This window comes from Brucella sp. NBRC 12950 (genome assembly GCF_030268145.1).
Lineage (GTDB): Bacteria > Pseudomonadota > Alphaproteobacteria > Rhizobiales > Rhizobiaceae > Brucella.
The window spans coordinates 181,744-201,601 of the sequence record NZ_BSQC01000001.1; the positions used below are offsets into that span (position 1 = coordinate 181,744).

Sequence of the window (19,858 nt, forward strand, 5' to 3'; positions counted from 1 at the left end):
AAGCTATTTGCGTGGCAGCAGGCGCTGAACTTCTTTCGATGCATCGGCAAGAGCATCTTCAGGCGTAGCCGACTGCTCAACAACGCGCGAGAGGTTGTCGACAATGGTCTGTGTTACCTTGACGCCGTTCGAGCCCGGGAATGCATACCAAGGGATCATGATCGACATCTGGCTCAGACCAGCTTTGAAGAGCGGATTTTCTTCATAGAATTTGCCGAGATATTCATCCGACTTCGCAGCCAATTCATTGTTCGGCACATAGCCGGTACCTGGTACAACGACCGATGCGCCGTATGGGCCTGCAGCAAACTTGGCAAATTTCCAGGCTGCATCAAGCTTTGCCTGGTCTTCGGTCAGGATGACAACTGCATTACCACCCGTCGGCAAGCGACCCTTTTCAGCGTTAAGCAGTGGAATCTTGGCGGTGCGCATATCGAACTTATCGCCAACATTCTTGATTGTGTTGCGCAGCGCACCAGTGGTCTGGAATGCGAAGCCTACCTTACCAGCAGCAAAAGCCTGTTCACCCGCAGCCTTGGTCAGAACTGGCATGCCGCCTTCTTTCACCAAGCGATCAACGAGTTTGAAGGCTTCAAGGCCTTCCGGTCCATTAAAGGCAACCTTCTTTTCGTCTTCTGTGAGCATGGTGCCGCCCGCGCCGAAAAGCAGCGCTGAGAACATCCAGTCGTCACCCTGCCAGCGGAAGTCGATGCCTTCATTGCCGTTCCCGAGTGCCTTGATTTTGCCGCCGAGCTCGATCACCTCGTCCCAGGTGGTTGGCGGTGTATCTGGGTTGCCGCCCGCAGCCTTAACCAGATCGGCATTGTAATACATGATCGGGTTTGACGTTGCGAAAGCAAGGCCGACCTGACGATCACCAACGCGAGCAAGGCTTAGCAGGTGATCGGTAAAGCCCTGAGCTTCAAGGTCTGCTTCCTTATCAACGAGCGGCTTCATGTCGACGCCGATATTGCGTTCAGCCAATACGCGCAGGCGGTTCAAGCCAGTGAAGGTGATGTCTGGCAGTTCCGACGTGCCAGCCTGACGCATGATTGTCTGGATGCCTTCTTCATAAGTCGCTGAGGGGCTTACGAAGTTGATCTTGATATCTGGATTTTCTTCCATGAACTTTTTCGAGATGTCGGCCATGACATCTTTGAAGAAGCCGGGCATCGGATAATGCACGTTAAGCGTGGTTTCTGCGAAAGCCGGAGAGACGAGGCCGGTCGCAACAGCCAGAGCGGCAAGAGCGCTGGAAAGGCGTTTCATGGTTTAACTCCTTGGGAGGATAAGGGAGGGCGGGGAGGATTTCAGCCTTTGAGGCCGGTTAAAGTAATGCCTTCGATGAAGCGGCGCTGGGCTGCGAGAAATGCGAGGAGAAGCGGCAGGGTGATGATGAGCGTTGCCGCCATCAGTGCGCCGTAGTCGTCGCCAGCTTCTGCTGCGCGGAAATAGAGGAGGCCGAGCGGTGGTGTAGCCCGTTCCATGCCATTGACGACGATGAGCGGCCAAAACAGATCGTTCCAGTGTGCGACCACCGAAAAGATCGAGAAAGCGGTGATGGCAGGCCACGCATTTGGAACAATGACGCGCATGACGATGCCTGCTTCCGACATTCCATCAAGGCGAGCAGCGCTGATGAGGTCATCCGGAAGAGCACGGAAAAACTGTAGAAACAGGAAAATGCCGAAGACCGAAATGAAGAACGGCGCGCTCAGTGCGAAGTAGCTATTGAGAACGCCAAGCTGATTGAAGCCGACATAGAACGGGAGGGCCGTTGCATGGATCGGAACAAGAAGGCCAAGCATGACCAGCATCATCATCGTGCGCTGACCGCGAAACTGCAGCTTTGCCATTGCATAAGCACACGGTATGGCAATCACCACCTGTACGACGAGAACCAGCCCACAGACGATGACACCGTTAAACAGCAGAAGTCCCATCGGAACGCGCGTCAAAGCTTTGGTGAGGTTATCCCAAAGAGCCCAGTTCTGCGGAATGAGCGAAAGTGAAGAGGAAAAGATATCCTGCTGCGATTTGGCGGCCGTCGATAGCATGAAGATATAGGGTGCCAGAAAAATAAGCGCACCCAATGAAAGCAAGCCGAGACGGAAGGAACGGGCAAAAGTCATTTCTGGTTCCTCAATAATGGGTACGACGGTCCAGCACGCGGAACTGCAGCATCATCAGAACGATCAGCACAGCGAGGAAAATCACGGTCATCGCAGAGGCATAGCCCACGCGCAGATAGACAAAGCCTTCCTGATAAATGGTCCAGAGCAGCACTTCGGATGCTTTATTTGGACCGCCTTCGGTCAGTGTTTTGACTGTCTCAAAGACTTTGACTGCGTTGATAATGCTGATTGTCGTTACAAACAGAGTGGTGGGGCCGAGCAGAGGCCAAGTGACCAGACGAAACCGTTCCCAGCTGCTTTTCACACCATCAACTTCCGCAGCCGAATAAAGTTCGCGTGGTATCGCGGTCAGGCCAGCAAGAAACAGAACCATGTTGAAACCGACGCTCTGCCAGACGCCAATGAGTGCAAGGCTAAAGAGCACGGTATCGCTGGAGCCTAGCCAGTTGGGGCCGGTAATACCGATCATCCCAAGCATTGCGTTTACCGGACCAAGCGTTGGATGCAGCAGATATTGCCAGACGGTTGCCATGGCGACGAGAAGCGAAGCGACAGGAAGGAAGTAAACCGTGCGGAAAAATGATTTGCCGCGAACTTCGCTTTCAATAAGAAGCGCCACGCCAAGGCCCAGAAAAACGGAAGCCGGAGCTACGATGGCTGTGTAAACTGCCGTGTTTTTGAGTGAGATCAAAAACGTGCGGTCGGTGAATAACTCGCGGTAGTTATCAAGGCCGATAAATTCAAAGCCGTCATAGCCCAACTCGAAATTGGTGAGGCTCCAGAAGATCACAGCTGCTGTCGGTAACAGGATCAAAAGTGCTGTGAGGAGAATGGCCGGTGCTGCAAGCTTCCAGGCGAGGCGTTCTTCACGTCGGCGTGCCTTTTCTGCAGCCGTGCGAGCGTTGGTTAAACCCGTGTGAGGAAGAGCGGCGTCAGACATGAGCTGGCGCCTTTTCCCGCGGGGCAAGTTGTATTGCATTTCCGGCGGGTTGACGCAGACGCAGACCGTCGTCACCAAAAAGATAGGCGTTGTCTGCATCAAAATGCAGGCCAACGGCTAAACCCGCTGCAATATTTTTTGCTTTCGCGGGATCAAGCTTGACCGTCAGATCCTGTGACGCGCCGGGAGCTTTTACATAGATCAACACTTCCGAGCCCAGGAACTCAATCCGCGAAACCGTGGCAGTGATACCGGTCCTGTCGTGTGGAACGATGCGGAAATGTTCCGGCCTGATGCCGACGCGGATTTGCGTGCCAGAATGTGCCGCGATGCCTTGCAGTATCGCGCGGCCAGCAAAATGGACGATGCCATTGTCGCTCACCAGAGCGTCAAGGATATTGATGCGCGGTGTGCCGATAAACTGAGCGACTTCAATATGTTTTGGATCATTATAGATCGCAGTTGGCGTATCAATCTGCAGTAACTTACCGCCCATCATGACGGCTACACGGTCGGCCATGCTCAGCGCTTCAGCCTGATCGTGCGTTACATAGATCGTCGGCACACCGGCGCGGCGATGTAGCTCCACGATTTCCGCCCGGGTGTGAACACGCAGATTGGCGTCGAGGTTGGACAGCGGCTCATCCATTAGAAACGCGCCGGGCTGACGGACAAGAGCACGGGCAAGCGCAACACGCTGGCGCTGGCCACCCGACATTTGGCCCGGCTTGCGATCAAGCAGATGATCGATTTTAAGGCTGGCCGCTGTCGCTTTGACCTGCTTTTGGATGGCTGCTCGCTTCTTGCGTTGCCCCGGAACGAGTACGCCGACCAGTGGAAAGCGTTCCAGAGTGGTCATATCGCGCATGGCAAGAGGAACCGCGATGTTCTGCGCGGCCGTTAAATGCGGATAAAGTGCATAGGATTGAAAGACCATCGCCATGTTGCGGTCAGCAGGATGGGCGCCTGTGATATCGCGTCCGGCAATGGCAATGCTGCCTTCATCGGCGTGATCAAGGCCTGCAAGAATGCGCAGCAACGTGCTCTTGCCACAACCTGACGGACCCACGAGTGCAATAAACTCGCCTTCTGCGGCCTCAATGGAAATACCGTCAAGGATCTGATTGTTGCCGTAAGACTTGCTGATATCGCGAAGGACAAGCGTGCTCACTGAGTAGCCTCCTCAGCAAGCTTTTCCGCCTCACCATCGCCGGTGTGATGCGGATAGACTTCATGCACCACATCATCAATGACGTAAGGTGTAAGCTCTTCAATACGGACGATTTCACTTTTTACTGTTTCGCCGAGGTCGTGGATAGCTGCTCCCAGAATACGCTCACCGGGCAGGTCACGTTCCATGGCGCCCACTATGAATGCTGCTGCCGGTGCCCAGATATAGCTTGTACCATAAGCTTCCCCAGCCCATGCGCGGTGAAGATGGCCGCTTGCATGAAGCTTCACATTATTGGCGGCAAACAGATCGTAGAGGCGCTGACGTGGAGCGGGTCGAATACCCCAGTAGCCCGTGTCACCTTCATCTGGCTGATCGACGAAAACCGGCTTATGCGCAAAAATAGCAACAGGCTTGCCATCGCTGTTATTCAGCTCTGCCTCAAGCCATTGGAACTGTTCTTCTTCCTCAGCGGAGTCAGCACCGATAATCAGGCTGTTAAGCCCAATGATGCGCCAGTCGCCGAGATCTTTAGCCCAGTAGTCTGGACCGAAATGATCACGCCAACGCTTCAGGCGCTGCATGTTGACAGGTTGATGGCTGCCGGGCAGGTGGCCGATGTCGTGATTGCCGGGAAGGCTCAGCACAGGGGCGGAAAGTTCGGCGATACGTTCGCGGCAGAAAGCGAGATCCGCTTCCATATCTGCACCGTCAACCGTCAGGTCGCCGGTGTGAATGATGAGATCCGGCTTTTGTTCTTCAATCCACGCAACAAGGGGTGCCCAATTGCTGTTGAAGTGCGACTTGGTTGGGCTGAGGTGGGTGTCGGTAATCTGGACGATACGCAAGATGGCGCTCCTTGTTTGATAAGGGGTGCGCTGCAGCATGTGCCGGTTCGGCATTCAAAAAGGATGGCTGCGGCCTTGCGAGGGCTTCTATGCCTCTTCTGTGACAAGTCAGATTCAGTGCCATGATAGTTTCATGACAGCGGCGGATGCTTTCGATCTACGGAAGTGATTTGCTATTTTTAGAGGCAGTGATTGTTCGGCTATGCCTTCTGTTTGGGCGGCTCTATGATAGCCAGTTAAGAAAGTCGGATAAGTGGTTAATCTCTAACTCTATGAATATATTGACTTTTTATTGATTTTCTAGCCATGCAAAAAACGCATAGCTGTATTGCGCTAAAGTTGCATTGCAAAAACAATGAGCACAAGGCATATATAAGTCATCTCAGCGCTGCGTTTCCTCCTCCCATTTGCGCGCGCTGAGTGTTCCCCTCTGGAGGTTTGCCTTGAAGGCACCTTCAAAACTCAAAGCCAGACATTTGTCTGGCTTTTTTTTTGGCTTTTCGCCTGATCTTGGTTTTTCTCTTGAGGTGAAGATACGAAAAAGGGGCCTTTCGGCCCCTTCGTCATTTGTATTTTTAGCTTTTAACGCAGGCTTGCGCAGAAGCGCTGAATGCGTGAGCAGGCTTCCTCAAGCAGTTCGTCGGATGTCGCATAAGAAATGCGGAAGTTTGGTCCAAGGCCGAAAGCCGAACCATGAACGACTGCAACGCCTTCTGCTTCGAGCAGCTCAGTTACGAAGTCTTCGTCAGTTTCGATGACTTTGCCAGCTTCAGTTTTCTTGCCGATCAGGCCTGCACAGGATGGGTAAACGTAGAATGCACCTTCTGGCGTTGGGCAATGAATGCCGGTTGCCTGATTGAGCATCGATACGACCAGATCGCGGCGAGCCTGGAAGATCTTCTTGTTTTCCGGAATGAAGTCCTGTGTGCCGTTGAGCGCTTCAACAGCTGCCCACTGAGCGATGGAGCAAGCGCCGGAGGTCTGCTGACCCTGCACCATATCCATAGCCTTGATGAGCTGCAGCGGGCCTGCGGCATAACCAATACGCCAGCCGGTCATTGCATAGGCCTTCGATACGCCGTTCATGGTGAGCGTACGATCATAGAGCGAAGGTTCAACCTGAGCAGGCGTCGTGAAGACGAAATCGCCATAGACGAGATGTTCATACATGTCGTCGGTGAGGATCCAGACCTGCGGATGACGGACGAGAACGTCGGTCAGCGCCTTCAGTTCTGCTTCAGTGTATGCCGAGCCGGTTGGGTTCGATGGCGAGTTGAAGATCAGCCACTTGGTCTTTGGCGTGATCGCCTTTTCAAGATCGCTTGCAGTCAGCTTGAAGTTGTCTTCGATCTTCGTGTTGACGAAAACTGGCGTGCCGCCGTTGATTGCAACCATTTCCGGGTAGCTTACCCAGTATGGGGCAGGCACGATCACTTCATCACCTGGGTTCAGGGTCGCCATGAAAGCGTTGAACAGGATCTGCTTGCCGCCGGTGCCGACGATAACCTGTTCCGGCTTATAGTCGAGGCCGTTTTCGCGCTTGAACTTAGCAACGATGGCCTGACGCAGCTCAGGAATACCAGCAACTGGCGTGTACTTGGTTTCGCCGCGATTAATCGCGTCGATGGCAGCCTTCTTGATATTGTCTGGTGTGTCGAAATCGGGTTCGCCCGCTCCGAGACCAATCACGTCCTTGCCCTTGGCTTTCAGTTCACGTGCTTTCTGGCTGACCGCGATGGTTGCAGATGGCTTTACACGAGAAAGGGCGTCGGCGAGAAATGCCATGATAGATCTCCATAGATGGCAGGATCAGATAACCGGCACCGGGAACGGTCCGGTTTTGCGGACTTTCTATGTCGCATCGGCGCACGAATCGCAACAAAAGCTTTGCATTTTCGCAAGAAATTCCGGTTTCTCGCGCGATTGTGTTGCTGAAAAGTTCTGATCCATCAGATATCCGCACATATTCGTTCAATGAAACTGATTGGACAGCTTTCAGTCTGACGGACATGTTATGCCGGTACAGGAGAAGCAAATGCTCACGATCTATTCACAGCCAGATTCCGGAAATTGCTATAAGCCTCGGCTTTTGCTTGCAAAACTCGGTAAGCCTTTCAAGCACGTCACCGTTTCATCTCTCGACGGTTCGACGCGAACACCTGAATATCTGGCGAAAAACCCGAATGGTAAGGTTCCGCTGCTTGAACTGGAAGATGGTCGCTTCCTTGCCGAATCGAATGCCATGCTTCTTCATCTGGCTGAAGGGACGCCCTATCTGCCGAAAGACGCTTATGAACGGGCGTTGGTGTATCAGTGGCTATTCTTCGAGCAATATAGCCATGAGCCCTATGTCGCTGTGCGCCGTGCCTTGATGGTCTATCCGGAGCGCGCCCGTGACGCGACGCCTGAACGTCTGGCATCGACGCTTGCCGGTGGCGACAAGGCGCTCGGCGTTATGGAAGAGCAATTGAAGAAGACACCTTTCCTGGCAGGTGACAGCCTGACGGTGGCTGATATCGCTCTTTATGCTTATACGCATGAGGCGCATCGGGGCGGCTTCAACATGGATCGCTATCCGGCAGTGAATGCGTGGCTTAAGCGCGTAGCAGCCGATGAAGGGCATGTTTCGATGGACTGGCTGCCTTAAGGTTCAGAGCGGTTCCAGTTAATATTAAATCGTTGGAACCGCTCCATCTTTTGTTTTACGCATTATCCCTACGCAACACCGCTTCGCAGTTTTGCTGGAAATGCTCTAATGGCCCATGAGGTCGCGCAAGCTACGCGTGGCCATGATTTTGTAAGCCTTAATCAGCGCATCGCATTCATCCTCCGCAACCTCGCCGGCGATGCGCATGGTGGATTCGCCAAAATGCATCAGCAGAAAAGCGGTTTCGTCCAACTGGGCGGTGTCTTTATCGGGTGCGATCCGGCGGATTGTATCCGCTAGCAGTTTGCCATTCTGGCGGCTTTCGGCAATCTCCAGCTTAGATAGGGATTTATCGGTCTGCGTGGCCGACCATATATCGCGCATTGCTGGTTCCAGCCGCATCAAAGCCAGATATTCGTCAATCAAGGCATTAAATGCAGCAATCAATTCGTCGCTTGAATTTGCTGAGGCAAGTCCATCTTCGATGCACTGACGCGATTGCGCGTTACAGCTTTGAAACAGATATCGGATCAAGGCGCTTTTATCAGGAAAATACTGATAGAGCGCACCGATCGAAATGCCGGCCTGCTGGGCAATTTCGCTCATCTTCAGGCTGTCGCTGCCCTTTGTGGCGATCAGCGCGGTCGCGCATTCCGCTATGCGGCGGATTTTTTCCTGTGCCCGGCTCTGACTGGGTGTGCGCCGCAGGATTGCCGCACCGATTACTTCTGTTTCCGTACCCGAATTCTGCTTCATGACCGACTCACATTATCCGCTCTTGACAGAATATGAGGATTGCTCACATATTGCAAATATGAGGGATGCTCATATTTTGGGAGATGGAAAATGAATACGGGCTCGAATGATCTTTATCTGGTGATCGGTGCGACCGGCAAAACCGGCAGGCGCGTTGCGGAGAAATTGCGGGAGAAGGGCCTGTCTGTTCGTGCCGTATCGCGAAGCACGGAAATTGCCTTTGACTGGAATAGTCAATCCGGTTGGGCTGCGGCGCTTGAAGGTGTCACACAGGCCTATGTCACATATCAGCCGGATCTGGCTTTGCCGGGTGCGGTAGATGCAATCCGCGCATTTCTGATGGTCGCGAAGACGGCGGGTGTGAAACATGTCGTTCTTCTTTCCGGACGAGGTGAGGAGGAGGCCGAAGCTGCCGAGCAGGTGCTTCAAACCTCCGGCCTTGACTGGACCGTGCTGCGCGCAAGCTGGTTCATGCAGAACTTCAGTGAAAACTACATGCGGGATGAGCTTTTATCGGGTTCGCTGACGTTGCCGGTCGGACAGACAAAAGAGCCGTTCATCGATGCCGACGATATTGCTGATGTGGCGGTTGCAGCCCTGACGCAATCGAGCCACCGCAATCGCCTCTATGAGCTAACAGGCCCGGAACTGCTGAGTTTTAATGATGCAGTGAGCGAGCTCGCAAGAGCTACGGGGAGGGAACTGTCGTTCTATTCTGTTTCGTTCGCTGATTATGAAGTGGCGTTGCGCGAGCAGGCGCTGCCTGAAGATGTGATTGCACTTTTGCGCTATCTTTTCACTGAGCTTTTTGATGGTCGTAACGCCAAAGTGGCTCATGGCGTTGAGGAAGCTCTGGGTCGAAAGCCGCGCCGCTTTGCAGATTTTGCCCGCAAGGCCGCTGAAGAAGGCGCTTGGGAGGAAGGATCATGACGATGAGTTTTCAACTGCTTGTGCTGCTGACGGCATGGGGTAGTGCGATTACAGGCGGTATTTTCTATGCGTTCTCAAGTTTTGTGATGGCTGCTCTCGCACGCATTCCGGCAAATGCAGGCATATCGGCAATGCAGTCGATCAACATAACAGTGATTAATGGTACATTCTTTGCGGTCTTTTTTGGAACGGCATTGCTCTGTCTGGCGATAATTGCGCTCGGGCTGATGGGTTTTGGCAGCCTGTCGAAGTGGACGATGATCGGTGCTGGCATCTATCTGATCGGCACCATTGGCGTAACCATGATTCTGAATGTGCCGCTCAATGATCAGCTTGCCGTCATGGATGCAAATGCTGCTGCATCAGCGGATGTCTGGATCGCTTATGTGCGCGACTGGACTCTTTGGAACCATGTTCGCACCGTAGCAGCGTTGGTCGCAGCTCTTATGCTGGGAGCGAGTGCGCTGATAAAAGTCTGAATATTATCGAATAAGAAATCGGACAAATAAAAAAGGCGGGACAAGTCCCGCCTTTCCTCTGCCTTGCGGCAAAAATTATGCTGCGACGAGGTTGTCGGCAGACGAACGGCCCGAACGGCGGTCCTGTACGATTTCGTACGTAACCTTCTGGCCTTCATCGAGCGTGGCCAGACCAGCGCGCTGAACAGCGGAAATGTGAACGAATACGTCCGTGCCGCCCTGATCAGGCTGAATGAAGCCGAAGCCCTTGGTCGTGTTGAACCACTTAACAGTTCCCGTAGCCATGGGAAATTCCTTTGTAACATTAGTAGTCGTGTAGTCCGTATGCTTCGCACACGTCCCTGTGGATCGAATTTATGGACAGGAGATCGTCAGGAAGCACGGCAGGCCGGGCGGGTCGCAAAGTCACTTGACCGAAAAATCGATTGCCCGACTATATGCGACAAATTTGACCAATACAAGACAGGCTTTGATATCTCTAAAGGCCTATTTTTGAAATGCTTTTTCATATTCCGATCCAGATGTGATCGCTAACGTCTGCCAAATGCACCTGGAAGAGATGAAAAGAGATGGTTTTATTCCTCAAACGGGGATGCATTTTATAATGCTGCCAGCTGGATAAGCAGGTGCAAGCATCCGATAAAGTGAGCGGCCTGGTTCTCACACAAAAGTTCCAAAATGTTGCTACAGAGTGAGGCCGGAATTGTTTAAGAACAATCCCATGACCTTTGGTATTTACGCCTATATTTACTAGTGGTCTGATTCCAACATTTGCTTCCCTCGTTTCATGTGCTGAGCAAATGTTGGAATTTAAAAGGACCACTAGTAAGTATTTCTATCTAGTGGATTTTTCGAATTTGACGTTTGAAACAACATAAGTGTCAGCCGAAATTCAAACGTCAAATTCAAGCCACTAGCAAAGTTTTGCATCTGCCAAACACAAGCCCGATGAGGAAAGACGTGGTGTCCAAATCAAAGCAGGATAAGCCGCATAGGGCTACTCGCCCGCCTCGTCGTCATCCGGATAAGAGCAAGCAGGACGGTAGCGATCTTCTCTCGCAAGTTCGCATGATGATGAGCGCGTTCTGGGTGTCTCCCGTTCGCAATCAGCTGATCGCCTTGGGAACAGGTATCTTCGTGCTGATCGTTCTGATCGCTATCGGGCAGGTGGCAATTAACCGCTGGAACGTGCCATTTTACAATGCGTTATCGGACCGCAATTTGAGTGCGTTCTTCCATCAGCTATTAATTTTCTTTGCCATTGCCGGCTCAGTTCTCATCCTTAACGTCTCACAGACCTGGCTGAACCAGATGTTCAAGCTGAAGCTGCGCGATGGGTTGGCGCGTGATCTGGTTGGTCAGTGGTTGCAGCCGGGGAGGGCGTTTCGACTGGCAAAGGCTGGCGAAATTGGCATCAATCCCGATCAACGCTTGCAGGAAGATGCGCGCCATCTGGCCGAAACGACGAGCGATCTCGGCATCAATCTGCTGCAGTCGACAGTCATTCTGGTGAGTTTCGTCGGCGTCTTATGGTCGCTTTCAAGCGGCTTTGTCTTCCATGTCTGGGGTTATAGTTTTTCTATTCCCGGTTACATGGTCTGGGCGGCTGTTTTTTATGCGGGTTCTGCGTCGCTGCTTTCGTGGTTTGTCGGTCGCAGCCTCGTCAATCACAATGCCAACCGCTATGCGCGCGAGGCTGATTTCCGCTTCTCGCTGATGCGGGTTAACGAGCATATCGATGCCGTAACACTCGCACGCGGTGAAGCTGATGAACGCCGCAGGCTGGATCGCGATCTCGATGCCGTTTTGAGCGCGATCAAGAGGATCGTCATTGCGACAACGAACCTCACATGGGTAACTGCTGGCTATGGCTGGTTCACGATTATTGCGCCGATTCTTGTCGCTGCACCGGTCTATTTTTCCGGTGGGCTGACCTTCGGTGGCCTTATGATGGCCGTTGGTGCCTTCACGCAGGTACATAATTCTCTGCGCTGGTTCGTTGATAATTTCGGCGCGATTGCCGACTGGCGTGCAACGCTTTTGCGCGTTGCAAGCTTCCGTCAGGCTATCTTGCGAATGGATGATATCGGCCATATTGATCGCCAGATCACGCTTGAAACGAACGAAGACGAGCGTTTGACCATCGACGGTTTGTCGATTGCGGTGCCCGATGGCTGTCTCAATCTTGTTGAGAAGCAAGTAGCGATCAACCCCGGCGAACGTCTGTTTGTTACAGGGGCAACTGAAACCGAGCGCAGCCGGTTTTTCCGTGCTCTCGGTGGTTTGTGGCCTTGGGGAAGCGGACGCATCGGTCTGCCTGCTGGTGATCGCGTGGTGTTTATCCCTCATGCTCCCTATATCCCACCCGGCAACCTGCATGACGCCGTTGTATATCCACTGAATGCTGCCGATTTCTCAAAAAATCAGGTCGCGGAAGTACTGAAATTCGCGGGGCTGGAGCGTCTGGAACCACAGATTGATCGTACGTTGCGCTGGGATAGGACGCTCACTGATGACGAGCAGCAAAGCCTGGCACTCGCGCGGCTTGTTCTGCAAAATCCAAGCTGGATCGTGATTGATGGCACATTGGACGGTATGGATGAAGAAGCGCGCAAACGCGCTTATGCAATTTTGACCGGCCCATTAAAAGATGCAGCCGTCATTCATATCGGCAAAGGTCTTGGGCATAATGGCTTGTTCACACGCCAACTCCATCTTGAGATGGACTTGCAGGCTGATCCACTTCGCCTGCCGCATCAAACAGAAGCAACGGTCTAGGGTCTGTGGGGAATTAGCTACGGCGGTCTTTTCTCCTGTTCAGGACCAAAATCCGTCGCACGCCACGCCCGAAACCTAATTCCCCTCAGACTCTAGAGCTTATCTCGAAAAGTGCGAAGCGGTTTCCGGAGCAAGATGCGCGCCAAAACAAATAGATAAAGTATTGCCGAGTTCGTCATATTGGTGGTTGCTACCAAAGAAAAAGGCCGCAGATTTTCATCTGCGGCCTTTTTCGTGTCTCTCAGTTTGATTAATCGCGGAAGTAATCCTGCAGCGGACGGACTTCCATCGAACCGGCCTTAAGTGCAGCTATAGCTTCTGCCGCTGCTTCAGCACCAGCCATGGTGGTGTAGTAAGGCAGCTTCTGCATCAGTGTTGCACGGCGGATCGACTTGCTGTCCGAAACAGCGCTTGCGCTGTCGGTCGTGTTGAAGACCAGATGGATCTGACGATTGCGGATCGCGTCTTCAACGTGCGGACGGCCTTCGATGACCTTGTTGATCTTGGTCGCTTCCACGCCATTTGCGACGAGGAACTGCTGTGTTCCGCCGGTTGCCATTACCTTGAAGCCGATGCTTGCAAGCTTGCGGACTGCACCCAGTATGCGTTCCTTGTCTTCATCGCGAACTGAGACGAAGACCGTTCCTTCGCGCGGCAGCTCAACGCCTGCACCGAGCTGCGCCTTGGCGAAAGCCAGTGCGTAGTCGTAGTCGAGGCCCATTACTTCACCGGTCGAACGCATTTCAGGTCCGAGCAGCGTATCGACGCCCGGGAAGCGTGCAAATGGGAACACGGCTTCCTTGACCGCGATGTGCGGGCGTGAAGGAGCCTGTGGCTTGCCGCCATACGCGCCGAGCGCTTCTTCAAGGCTTTCGCCAGCCATGATGCGGGCCGCAACCTTGGCAATCGGCGTGCCGATGGTCTTGGCAACGAACGGAACCGTACGCGAAGCGCGCGGGTTCACTTCAAGAATGAAGATTTCGCCGTCCTTGATCGCGAACTGGACGTTCATCAGGCCGCCAACATTAAGTGCCTTGGCAAGAGCTTCGGTCTGACGTTCCAGCTCAGCAACGGTTTCAGCGGAGAGCGAATGAACTGGCAGCGAGCAGGCGCTGTCGCCCGAGTGAATACCAGCTTCTTCGATATGTTCCATGATGCCGGAAACGAAGCTGGTCTTGCCGTCGCAAAGGCAGTCGACGTCCACTTCGATGGCCTGTGTAAGATAGGTATCAAACAGGAGCGGGTTCTTGCCGAGCAGCGTGTTGATCTGACCAGTCTTGTCGTTTGGATACTTGGCTTTGATGTCTTCAGGGACCAGTTCCGGAACGGTATCGAGCAGATAGGCCTGCAGGCTGCGTTCATCATGGATGATCTGCATGGCGCGACCACCCAGAACATAGGACGGACGAACAACCAGCGGGAAACCAAGGTCTGCTGCGATCAGGCGTGCCTGTTCAACCGAATAGGCGATGCCGTTCTTTGGCTGGTTGAGACCGAGCTTGATGAGCAGCTTCTGGAAGCGGTCGCGGTCTTCTGCAAGATCAATCGCGTCAGGCGAAGTGCCGAGGATCGGAATGCCTGCCTTTTCCAGTGCATTTGCAAGCTTGAGCGGGGTCTGGCCACCAAACTGTACGATCACGCCATGCAATGTGCCCTTTTCCTGCTCTACGCGCAGGATTTCCAACACATCTTCAGCTGTAAGCGGTTCAAAGTAGAGGCGGTCGGACGTGTCGTAATCGGTCGAAACTGTTTCCGGGTTACAGTTGATCATGATGGCTTCGTAATCGGCATCGCCGAGTGCGAAAGCGGCATGACAGCAGCAATAATCGAATTCGATGCCCTGACCGATGCGGTTTGGACCACCGCCGAGAATGACGACCTTCTTGCGATCCGAAACCTGTGCCTCGGAGCGAGGCTGACCGACGAATGGCGTTTCATAGGTCGAGTACATGTAGGCGGTTGGCGAAGCGAATTCTGCAGCGCAGGTATCGATGCGCTTGTAAACCGGATGCACATCAAGTTCACCGCGCAGTTTTGCGATATCCTCTGCGTCCTCTCCCGTCAGGCTGGCGAGGCGCGCATCGGAGAAGCCCATGGCTTTCAGCATACGCAGGTTTTCTGCATCCTGTGGCAGACCGTGTTCGCGAACACGCTCTTCGGTCTTCACAATGGCTTCGATTTGTTCGAGGAACCAAGGATCGATCTTGGACGCATCGTGAACCTGCTCGGTCGTCAAACCAAGGCGCATTGCCTGAGCGACCATGCGCAGACGGTCTGGCGTAGGCGTGCCGATGGCGGCGCGGATCGCGTTCTTTTCATCGCCTTCTTCAATATTTGGAATGGCGATTTCATCAAGGCCCGTCAGGCCGGTTTCGAGGCCGCGAAGCGCCTTCTGCAAGCTTTCCTGGAAAGTACGGCCAATGGCCATAACTTCGCCGACCGACTTCATTGCGGTGGTCAGGATTGGCGAAGAGCCCGGGAATTTTTCGAATGCAAAGCGCGGGATCTTGGTGACGACATAGTCGATCGATGGTTCGAACGACGCTGGCGTTGCACCGCCGGTGATGTCGTTGTCGAGTTCATCCAGTGTGTAGCCGACAGCAAGCTTTGCCGCGACTTTGGCAATCGGGAAGCCGGTTGCCTTGGAAGCGAGAGCCGAAGAACGCGACACGCGTGGGTTCATTTCAATCACGATCATGCGGCCATTGGCCGGGTTGATCGCGAACTGCACGTTGGAGCCACCGGTTTCAACGCCGATCTCGCGCAGCACCGCAATCGAGGCGTTACGCATGATCTGGTATTCTTTGTCGGTCAGCGTCAGGGCTGGCGCAACGGTGATCGAGTCGCCGGTATGGACGCCCATAGGATCGAGATTTTCGATCGAGCAGATGATGATGCAGTTATCCGCCTTGTCGCGGACGACTTCCATTTCATATTCTTTCCAGCCCAGAACCGACTCTTCGATCAGAACTTCAGTCGTTGGCGATGCATCCAGACCACGTTCGATGATCTCAAAAAATTCCTGACGGTTGTAAGCGATGCCGCCGCCGGTGCCGCCGAGCGTGAAGCTTGGGCGGATAATGGCAGGCAGGCCGACCACGTCGAGTGCCTGCGCAGCCTTTGCAAGCGCGTGGCTCATGTAGCGCTGCTTGCGCTCAACTTCGCCCAGCTGCCATTCGGTTTCAAGCTTGTCGAGCGCCTTGTCGAGATCATCGCCAGAATACTGCGATTTCACTTCAGCGCGCTTGGCTTCGTGACGCTTGCGGTCTTCGTCCTTGATTTCGGTCGCATTGGCCAGTCGCGATTCTGGCGTGTCGAGACCGATCTTTTCCATTGCTTCGCGGAAAAGAGCGCGGTCTTCTGCCTTGTCGATGGCTTCTGCATGTGCGCCGATCATCTCAACATTGTAGCGCTCAAGAACGCCCATGCGGCGGAGCGACAAAGCAGTGTTCAGCGCGGTCTGGCCGCCCATGGTTGGCAGCAGTGCGTCAGGACGTTCCTTGGCAATGATCTTGGCGACGACTTCAGGCGTAATTGGTTCGATATAGGTCGCGTCCGCCAGGTCAGGATCGGTCATGATCGTGGCTGGATTGGAGTTGACGAGGATGATGCGGTAGCCTTCCTCTTTCAACGCTTTACAGGCCTGCGTGCCGGAATAATCGAACTCGCAAGCCTGGCCGATAACAATGGGGCCCGCGCCGATAATCAGGATCGATTTGATATCTGTACGTTTCGGCATGGGGGCGTTTTCCTTGTTCTTAGCCTGCCAGAAAAGCCCGCACGGTTTACCGGCGGGTTGGCAGAGAGAAATTCTGTGGGCTAAGCTGGCCTTATAGGCAATGATGACCCAAAGCGGAACCCCACAAATGCCCTTATTTAAAAGAAAATGCGGGCATTTACGGAAAATCACAAACAAGCGTCGAGATTGCAACCATTCATTGGTGCGTTTGTTGCAGATACGTGTTTGTTTGTGATCCTCGCTCATTTACTTTTTCTGTTGCCGCGCCAACTGTTTGTGCGACAATTGCTTGCAACAGATTGGTGCTGCCTTCTTAACGGCTGGCACGGTGAAGGGGAGTTGGTCCATGCGTTGGCAAGGCCGTAGACAAAGCGATAATGTTGAGGATGTGCGTGGACAACAAAGTGGCGGCCTCGGCGGCGGCTTTGGTCGTGGTGGCGGCATGGGCGGCGGACCGGGCTTTCGCATTGTTCGCGGCGGCGGCATTTCCGGTATTCTCATTCTCGTTGTGATGTTCTTCGTGTTGCGTGCAATTGGCATTGATCCACTGCCATTCCTGTTTGGTGATGGCAGTATCCAGTCCACGCAGACGCAGCAGAGCAGTGGTCGCACGCCCGCTGAGGGCGGCAAGGTCGCCAATGACGAGGCGACACAATTTGCACGCACCATTCTCGCTGAAACTGAAGATACATGGAGCGGAATTTTCCAGTCGCGCGGGCAGACATACACACCGCCGACGATGGTTCTGTTTTCGGATGGTGTTCGTTCAGCCTGCGGCATGGCTTCGGCGGCTTCGGGGCCATTCTACTGCCCCGGTGATCGTAAGCTTTATATCGATCTGACGTTCTTCAATGAACTGGCCACTAAGTTCGGTGCATCGGGTGATTTCGCCAATGCCTATGTTATTGCGCATGAGGTCGGCCACCATGTTCAGAATCTGCTCGGCATCCTGCCGCGCTTCAACCAGATGCGTCAGCAGATGAGTCAGGCTCAGGCCAACCAGATGTCAGTTCGCGTCGAATTGCAGGCCGATTGTTTTGCTGGCGTCTGGGGATATTACACAAACCAGAAGGGCATTCTGGAAGCTGGCGATCTTGAAGAAGCGATCAATGCTGCGCACCAGATTGGTGACGATACGCTGCAAAAGCGCAGCCAGGGCTACGTCGTTCCTGAAAGCTTCAATCACGGTACGTCTGCACAGCGCGCCAAGTGGTTCCAGCGCGGTTTCCAGAGCGGCAAGATCGAATCCTGCGATACTTTCAGCGGCGATGTTTGAACGCTTAAGCCGATATAAACAACGAAAAAAGCCGGGATCAAATCCCGGCTTTTTCTTTTCTTAACAGAGTCTTAAATAGTAAATCTAGAGCGTTGATTCACGCAGCCTCTTCGCGTTCTGGCAGAAGAGCTTCGCCCTTCTTTTCGCGGATCAGATTGATGAAGCGACGGAAGAGATAGTGGCTATCCTGCGGGCCGGGAGAAGCTTCCGGATGGTGCTGTACGGAGAACACCGGCTTGCCGATGACGCGCAGGCCGCAATTGGTGCCGTCGAACAGCGATACATGCGTTTCTTCTACATGGTCTGGCAGGCTGTCGGAATCGACCGCGAAGCCGTGGTTCATCGAAACAATCTCAACCTTACCGGTGGTGTAATCCTTGACCGGATGGTTTGCGCCATGATGGCCCTGATGCATCTTCTCGGTTTTCGCACCAAGTGCCAGCGCCAGCATCTGGTGTCCAAGGCAGATGCCGAAAACAGGCAGTTCGCTATCAACCAGCTTCTGGATCGTTGGCACAGCATATTCACCGGTGGCAGCCGGATCGCCAGGGCCGTTCGAAAGGAAGATGCCGTCTGGATTATAGGCCAGTACATCTTCTGCAGTAGCGGTTGCAGGCAGAACCGTGACCTTCGCGCCGAGGCCGGAAAGCAGACGCAGAATGTTACGCTTCACGCCGAAGTCGAGTGCTACGACATGATACTGGTTGTCGGCCTGTTCGCTATAGCCTTCGCCCAGCGTCCAGGGGGTCTGGTCCCAGGTCAGGCTCTGGCCGATGGTGACATCCTTTGCCAGATCGAGATTTTCCAGACCGCTCCAGTTTGCAGCGCGGGCCTTGAGAGCGTCGATGTCGAACTTACCTTCAGGATCATGTGCGATGACGGCATTCTGCGCGCCGCGCTCACGGATCAGCGATGTTAGGGCGCGGGTATCGATGCCGGCGAGCGCGATGACGCCGCGGTTTTTGAGCCAGGTGTTGAGGTCTTCCGATGAACGGAAGTTCGAAGGCGTTGTGATGTCTGCCTTGAAGATCGCGCCGACTGCGCCGTGGCGGTTGGCTGGCGTCAGGTCTTCGATGTCTTCAGCATTCGCACCGACATTGCCGATATGCGGGAAGGTGAAGGTCACGATCTGTCCGGCATAGGATGGATCGGTCAGGATTTCTTCATAACCGGTGAGGGCGGTGTTGAAGACCACTTCGGCTTCAATCGCGCCAGTTGCGCCAAGGCCCTGACCTTCGATAACGGTTCCGTCTGCCAGAACCAGAATGGCGGTTCGCTTGGTCGTCGTCCAGGGTGCGGTTTTCGATGTGGTTTCGGTCATAGGTGCACTCCTGTGTGGTTTCGCGGCTGCCGTCTGGCGCACGTTTCGAGTTTATCAGTATGCGACATGCGCCTGTTTTCAGCCAGCCAGTTGAGGGGCTGCTTGAAAACTGGAACTTTTAGAGCCATATACGCGCCAAAAAGCAGCGGGGTTAAAAACCTTCCGCCGTGAGCACATGCCGATGTCCTGCTAAGCCTCGAGCAATAGAGAAAGTTGGGCGCGGGGTCAATCGTCTTGATCCATTGTTTCCGGTAATATCGGCGATAATTGCCGAGTTTTTTACTTGTGGGATGATGGTTTCGACAGCTCGGCGGATATGCAGCATTGCTGTATAGCTATATTTATTACCTAACCGTCAGGAGAGACGTTATGCTTCGCCAGGAGATTTCTCAGGCACTTACCAATGCAATGAAGGCACAGGATAAGCTGCGCTTATCGACACTGCGTCTGATTATGGCTGCGGTTAAGGACCGTGACATTGCTAATCGCGGCGCTGGCAAAGATCCGGTTGGCGACGAGGAACTGCTTGGCATTCTCGGAAAGATGGTCAAGCAGCGTGAAGAATCCGCGCGCATCTATGAAGAAGGCAATCGTATTGAGCTCGCTGAAGGCGAACGTCAGGAAATAGCGATCCTCAATGATTTCCTGCCAACGCAGATGAGCGATGATGAGATCAAAACGGCTTGTGAAACGGTGATTGCAGATATCGGTGCGCAGGGCCTTCGCGATATGGGCAAGGTCATGGCCGCATTGAAAGAACGCTATGCAGGCCAGATGGATTTCACCAAAGCCAGCGCTCTGGTGAAGACACTGCTTCAATAGAAGCGCCTTTGTTGTG

General features: G+C 53.8%; 16 protein-coding genes and 1 pseudogene. 6 read left to right on the forward strand and 11 right to left on the reverse strand.

Features of this window, described 5'->3' with window-relative positions; all coding sequences use genetic code 11:
- Positions 1-3 precede the first annotated feature (3 nt).
- The 7 genes and pseudogenes from QSJ70_RS00865 to QSJ70_RS00890 all read right to left on the reverse strand — a co-directional run bounded on the left by QSJ70_RS00865 (position 4) and on the right by QSJ70_RS00890 (position 6,879).
- Positions 4-1,269: an ABC transporter substrate-binding protein gene (locus QSJ70_RS00865; protein ID WP_113160049.1), complete on the reverse strand. Its 1,266-nt coding sequence runs from the start codon at positions 1,267-1,269 to the stop codon at positions 4-6.
- 41 nt (positions 1,270-1,310) lie between these two features.
- A complete protein-coding gene (locus QSJ70_RS00870; protein WP_285534487.1) occupies positions 1,311-2,132 on the reverse strand; it encodes a carbohydrate ABC transporter permease in 822 nt (273 codons plus the stop codon).
- 10 nt (positions 2,133-2,142) lie between these two features.
- Positions 2,143-3,075 (reverse strand): carbohydrate ABC transporter permease, encoded by a 933-nt coding sequence (locus tag QSJ70_RS00875; RefSeq protein ID WP_064320852.1) that lies wholly within the window; start codon positions 3,073-3,075, stop codon positions 2,143-2,145.
- Positions 3,068-4,246, reverse strand: coding sequence for an ABC transporter ATP-binding protein (locus QSJ70_RS00880; protein ID WP_285534488.1), 1,179 nt, complete (start codon positions 4,244-4,246; stop codon positions 3,068-3,070). The genes QSJ70_RS00875 and QSJ70_RS00880 overlap by 8 nt, the downstream gene beginning before the upstream one ends.
- Positions 4,243-5,094, reverse strand: coding sequence for a metallophosphoesterase family protein (locus QSJ70_RS00885; RefSeq protein ID WP_112812581.1), 852 nt, complete (start codon positions 5,092-5,094; stop codon positions 4,243-4,245). The genes QSJ70_RS00880 and QSJ70_RS00885 overlap by 4 nt, the downstream gene beginning before the upstream one ends.
- 377 nt (positions 5,095-5,471) lie before the next feature.
- Positions 5,472-5,661, reverse strand: a pseudogene (locus QSJ70_RS27640) (hypothetical protein).
- A 15-nt stretch (positions 5,662-5,676) separates the two neighbouring features.
- Positions 5,677-6,879, reverse strand: a complete 1,203-nt coding sequence (locus tag QSJ70_RS00890) for a pyridoxal phosphate-dependent aminotransferase (protein WP_007875930.1) — start codon at positions 6,877-6,879, stop codon at positions 5,677-5,679.
- 250 nt (positions 6,880-7,129) lie between these two features.
- Between QSJ70_RS00890 and QSJ70_RS00895 the strand changes: the two genes are divergently transcribed.
- Complete coding sequence (locus tag QSJ70_RS00895) at positions 7,130-7,741, forward strand: glutathione S-transferase family protein (protein ID WP_105518759.1); 612 nt, start codon at positions 7,130-7,132, stop codon at positions 7,739-7,741.
- A 105-nt stretch (positions 7,742-7,846) separates the two neighbouring features.
- Here QSJ70_RS00895 and QSJ70_RS00900 read toward each other — a convergent pair whose 3' ends face one another.
- Positions 7,847-8,497, reverse strand: a complete 651-nt coding sequence (locus QSJ70_RS00900) for a TetR/AcrR family transcriptional regulator (RefSeq protein WP_285534491.1) — start codon at positions 8,495-8,497, stop codon at positions 7,847-7,849.
- 90 nt (positions 8,498-8,587) lie between these two features.
- Here QSJ70_RS00900 and QSJ70_RS00905 point away from each other — a divergent pair, with 90 nt between their 5' ends.
- Both QSJ70_RS00905 and QSJ70_RS00910 read left to right on the forward strand, forming a co-directional pair.
- Entirely contained in the window at positions 8,588-9,427 is an 840-nt protein-coding gene (locus tag QSJ70_RS00905) for an NAD(P)H-binding protein (protein WP_285534493.1), read from the forward strand.
- Positions 9,424-9,906, forward strand: coding sequence for an anthrone oxygenase family protein (locus tag QSJ70_RS00910; RefSeq protein ID WP_007875925.1), 483 nt, complete (start codon positions 9,424-9,426; stop codon positions 9,904-9,906). Before QSJ70_RS00905 ends, QSJ70_RS00910 begins: the two co-directional genes overlap by 4 nt.
- 75 nt (positions 9,907-9,981) lie before the next feature.
- On the opposite strand, the gene QSJ70_RS00915 is transcribed toward QSJ70_RS00910, so the two are convergent.
- Entirely contained in the window at positions 9,982-10,191 is a 210-nt protein-coding gene (locus QSJ70_RS00915) for a cold-shock protein (protein WP_007875924.1), read from the reverse strand.
- A 675-nt stretch (positions 10,192-10,866) separates the two neighbouring features.
- Here QSJ70_RS00915 and QSJ70_RS00920 point away from each other — a divergent pair.
- Complete coding sequence (locus tag QSJ70_RS00920) at positions 10,867-12,684, forward strand: ABC transporter ATP-binding protein/permease (protein ID WP_285534496.1); 1,818 nt, start codon at positions 10,867-10,869, stop codon at positions 12,682-12,684.
- 250 nt (positions 12,685-12,934) lie between these two features.
- On the opposite strand, the gene carB is transcribed toward QSJ70_RS00920, so the two are convergent.
- Complete coding sequence (carB, locus tag QSJ70_RS00925) at positions 12,935-16,423, reverse strand: carbamoyl-phosphate synthase large subunit (RefSeq protein ID WP_285534498.1); 3,489 nt, start codon at positions 16,421-16,423, stop codon at positions 12,935-12,937.
- A 346-nt stretch (positions 16,424-16,769) separates the two neighbouring features.
- On the opposite strand from carB, the gene ypfJ reads away from it, so the two are divergent.
- Positions 16,770-17,699, forward strand: coding sequence for a KPN_02809 family neutral zinc metallopeptidase (gene ypfJ, locus QSJ70_RS00930; RefSeq protein WP_113160044.1), 930 nt, complete (start codon positions 16,770-16,772; stop codon positions 17,697-17,699).
- 97 nt (positions 17,700-17,796) lie between these two features.
- Here ypfJ and carA read toward each other — a convergent pair whose 3' ends face one another.
- Positions 17,797-19,020, reverse strand: a complete 1,224-nt coding sequence (gene carA, locus QSJ70_RS00935; RefSeq protein WP_079212106.1) for a glutamine-hydrolyzing carbamoyl-phosphate synthase small subunit — start codon at positions 19,018-19,020, stop codon at positions 17,797-17,799.
- A 369-nt stretch (positions 19,021-19,389) separates the two neighbouring features.
- Between carA and QSJ70_RS00940 the strand changes: the two genes are divergently transcribed.
- Positions 19,390-19,842: a GatB/YqeY domain-containing protein gene (locus tag QSJ70_RS00940; RefSeq protein WP_007875918.1), complete on the forward strand. Its 453-nt coding sequence runs from the start codon at positions 19,390-19,392 to the stop codon at positions 19,840-19,842.
- The last annotated feature ends 16 nt before the right edge of the window (positions 19,843-19,858 follow it).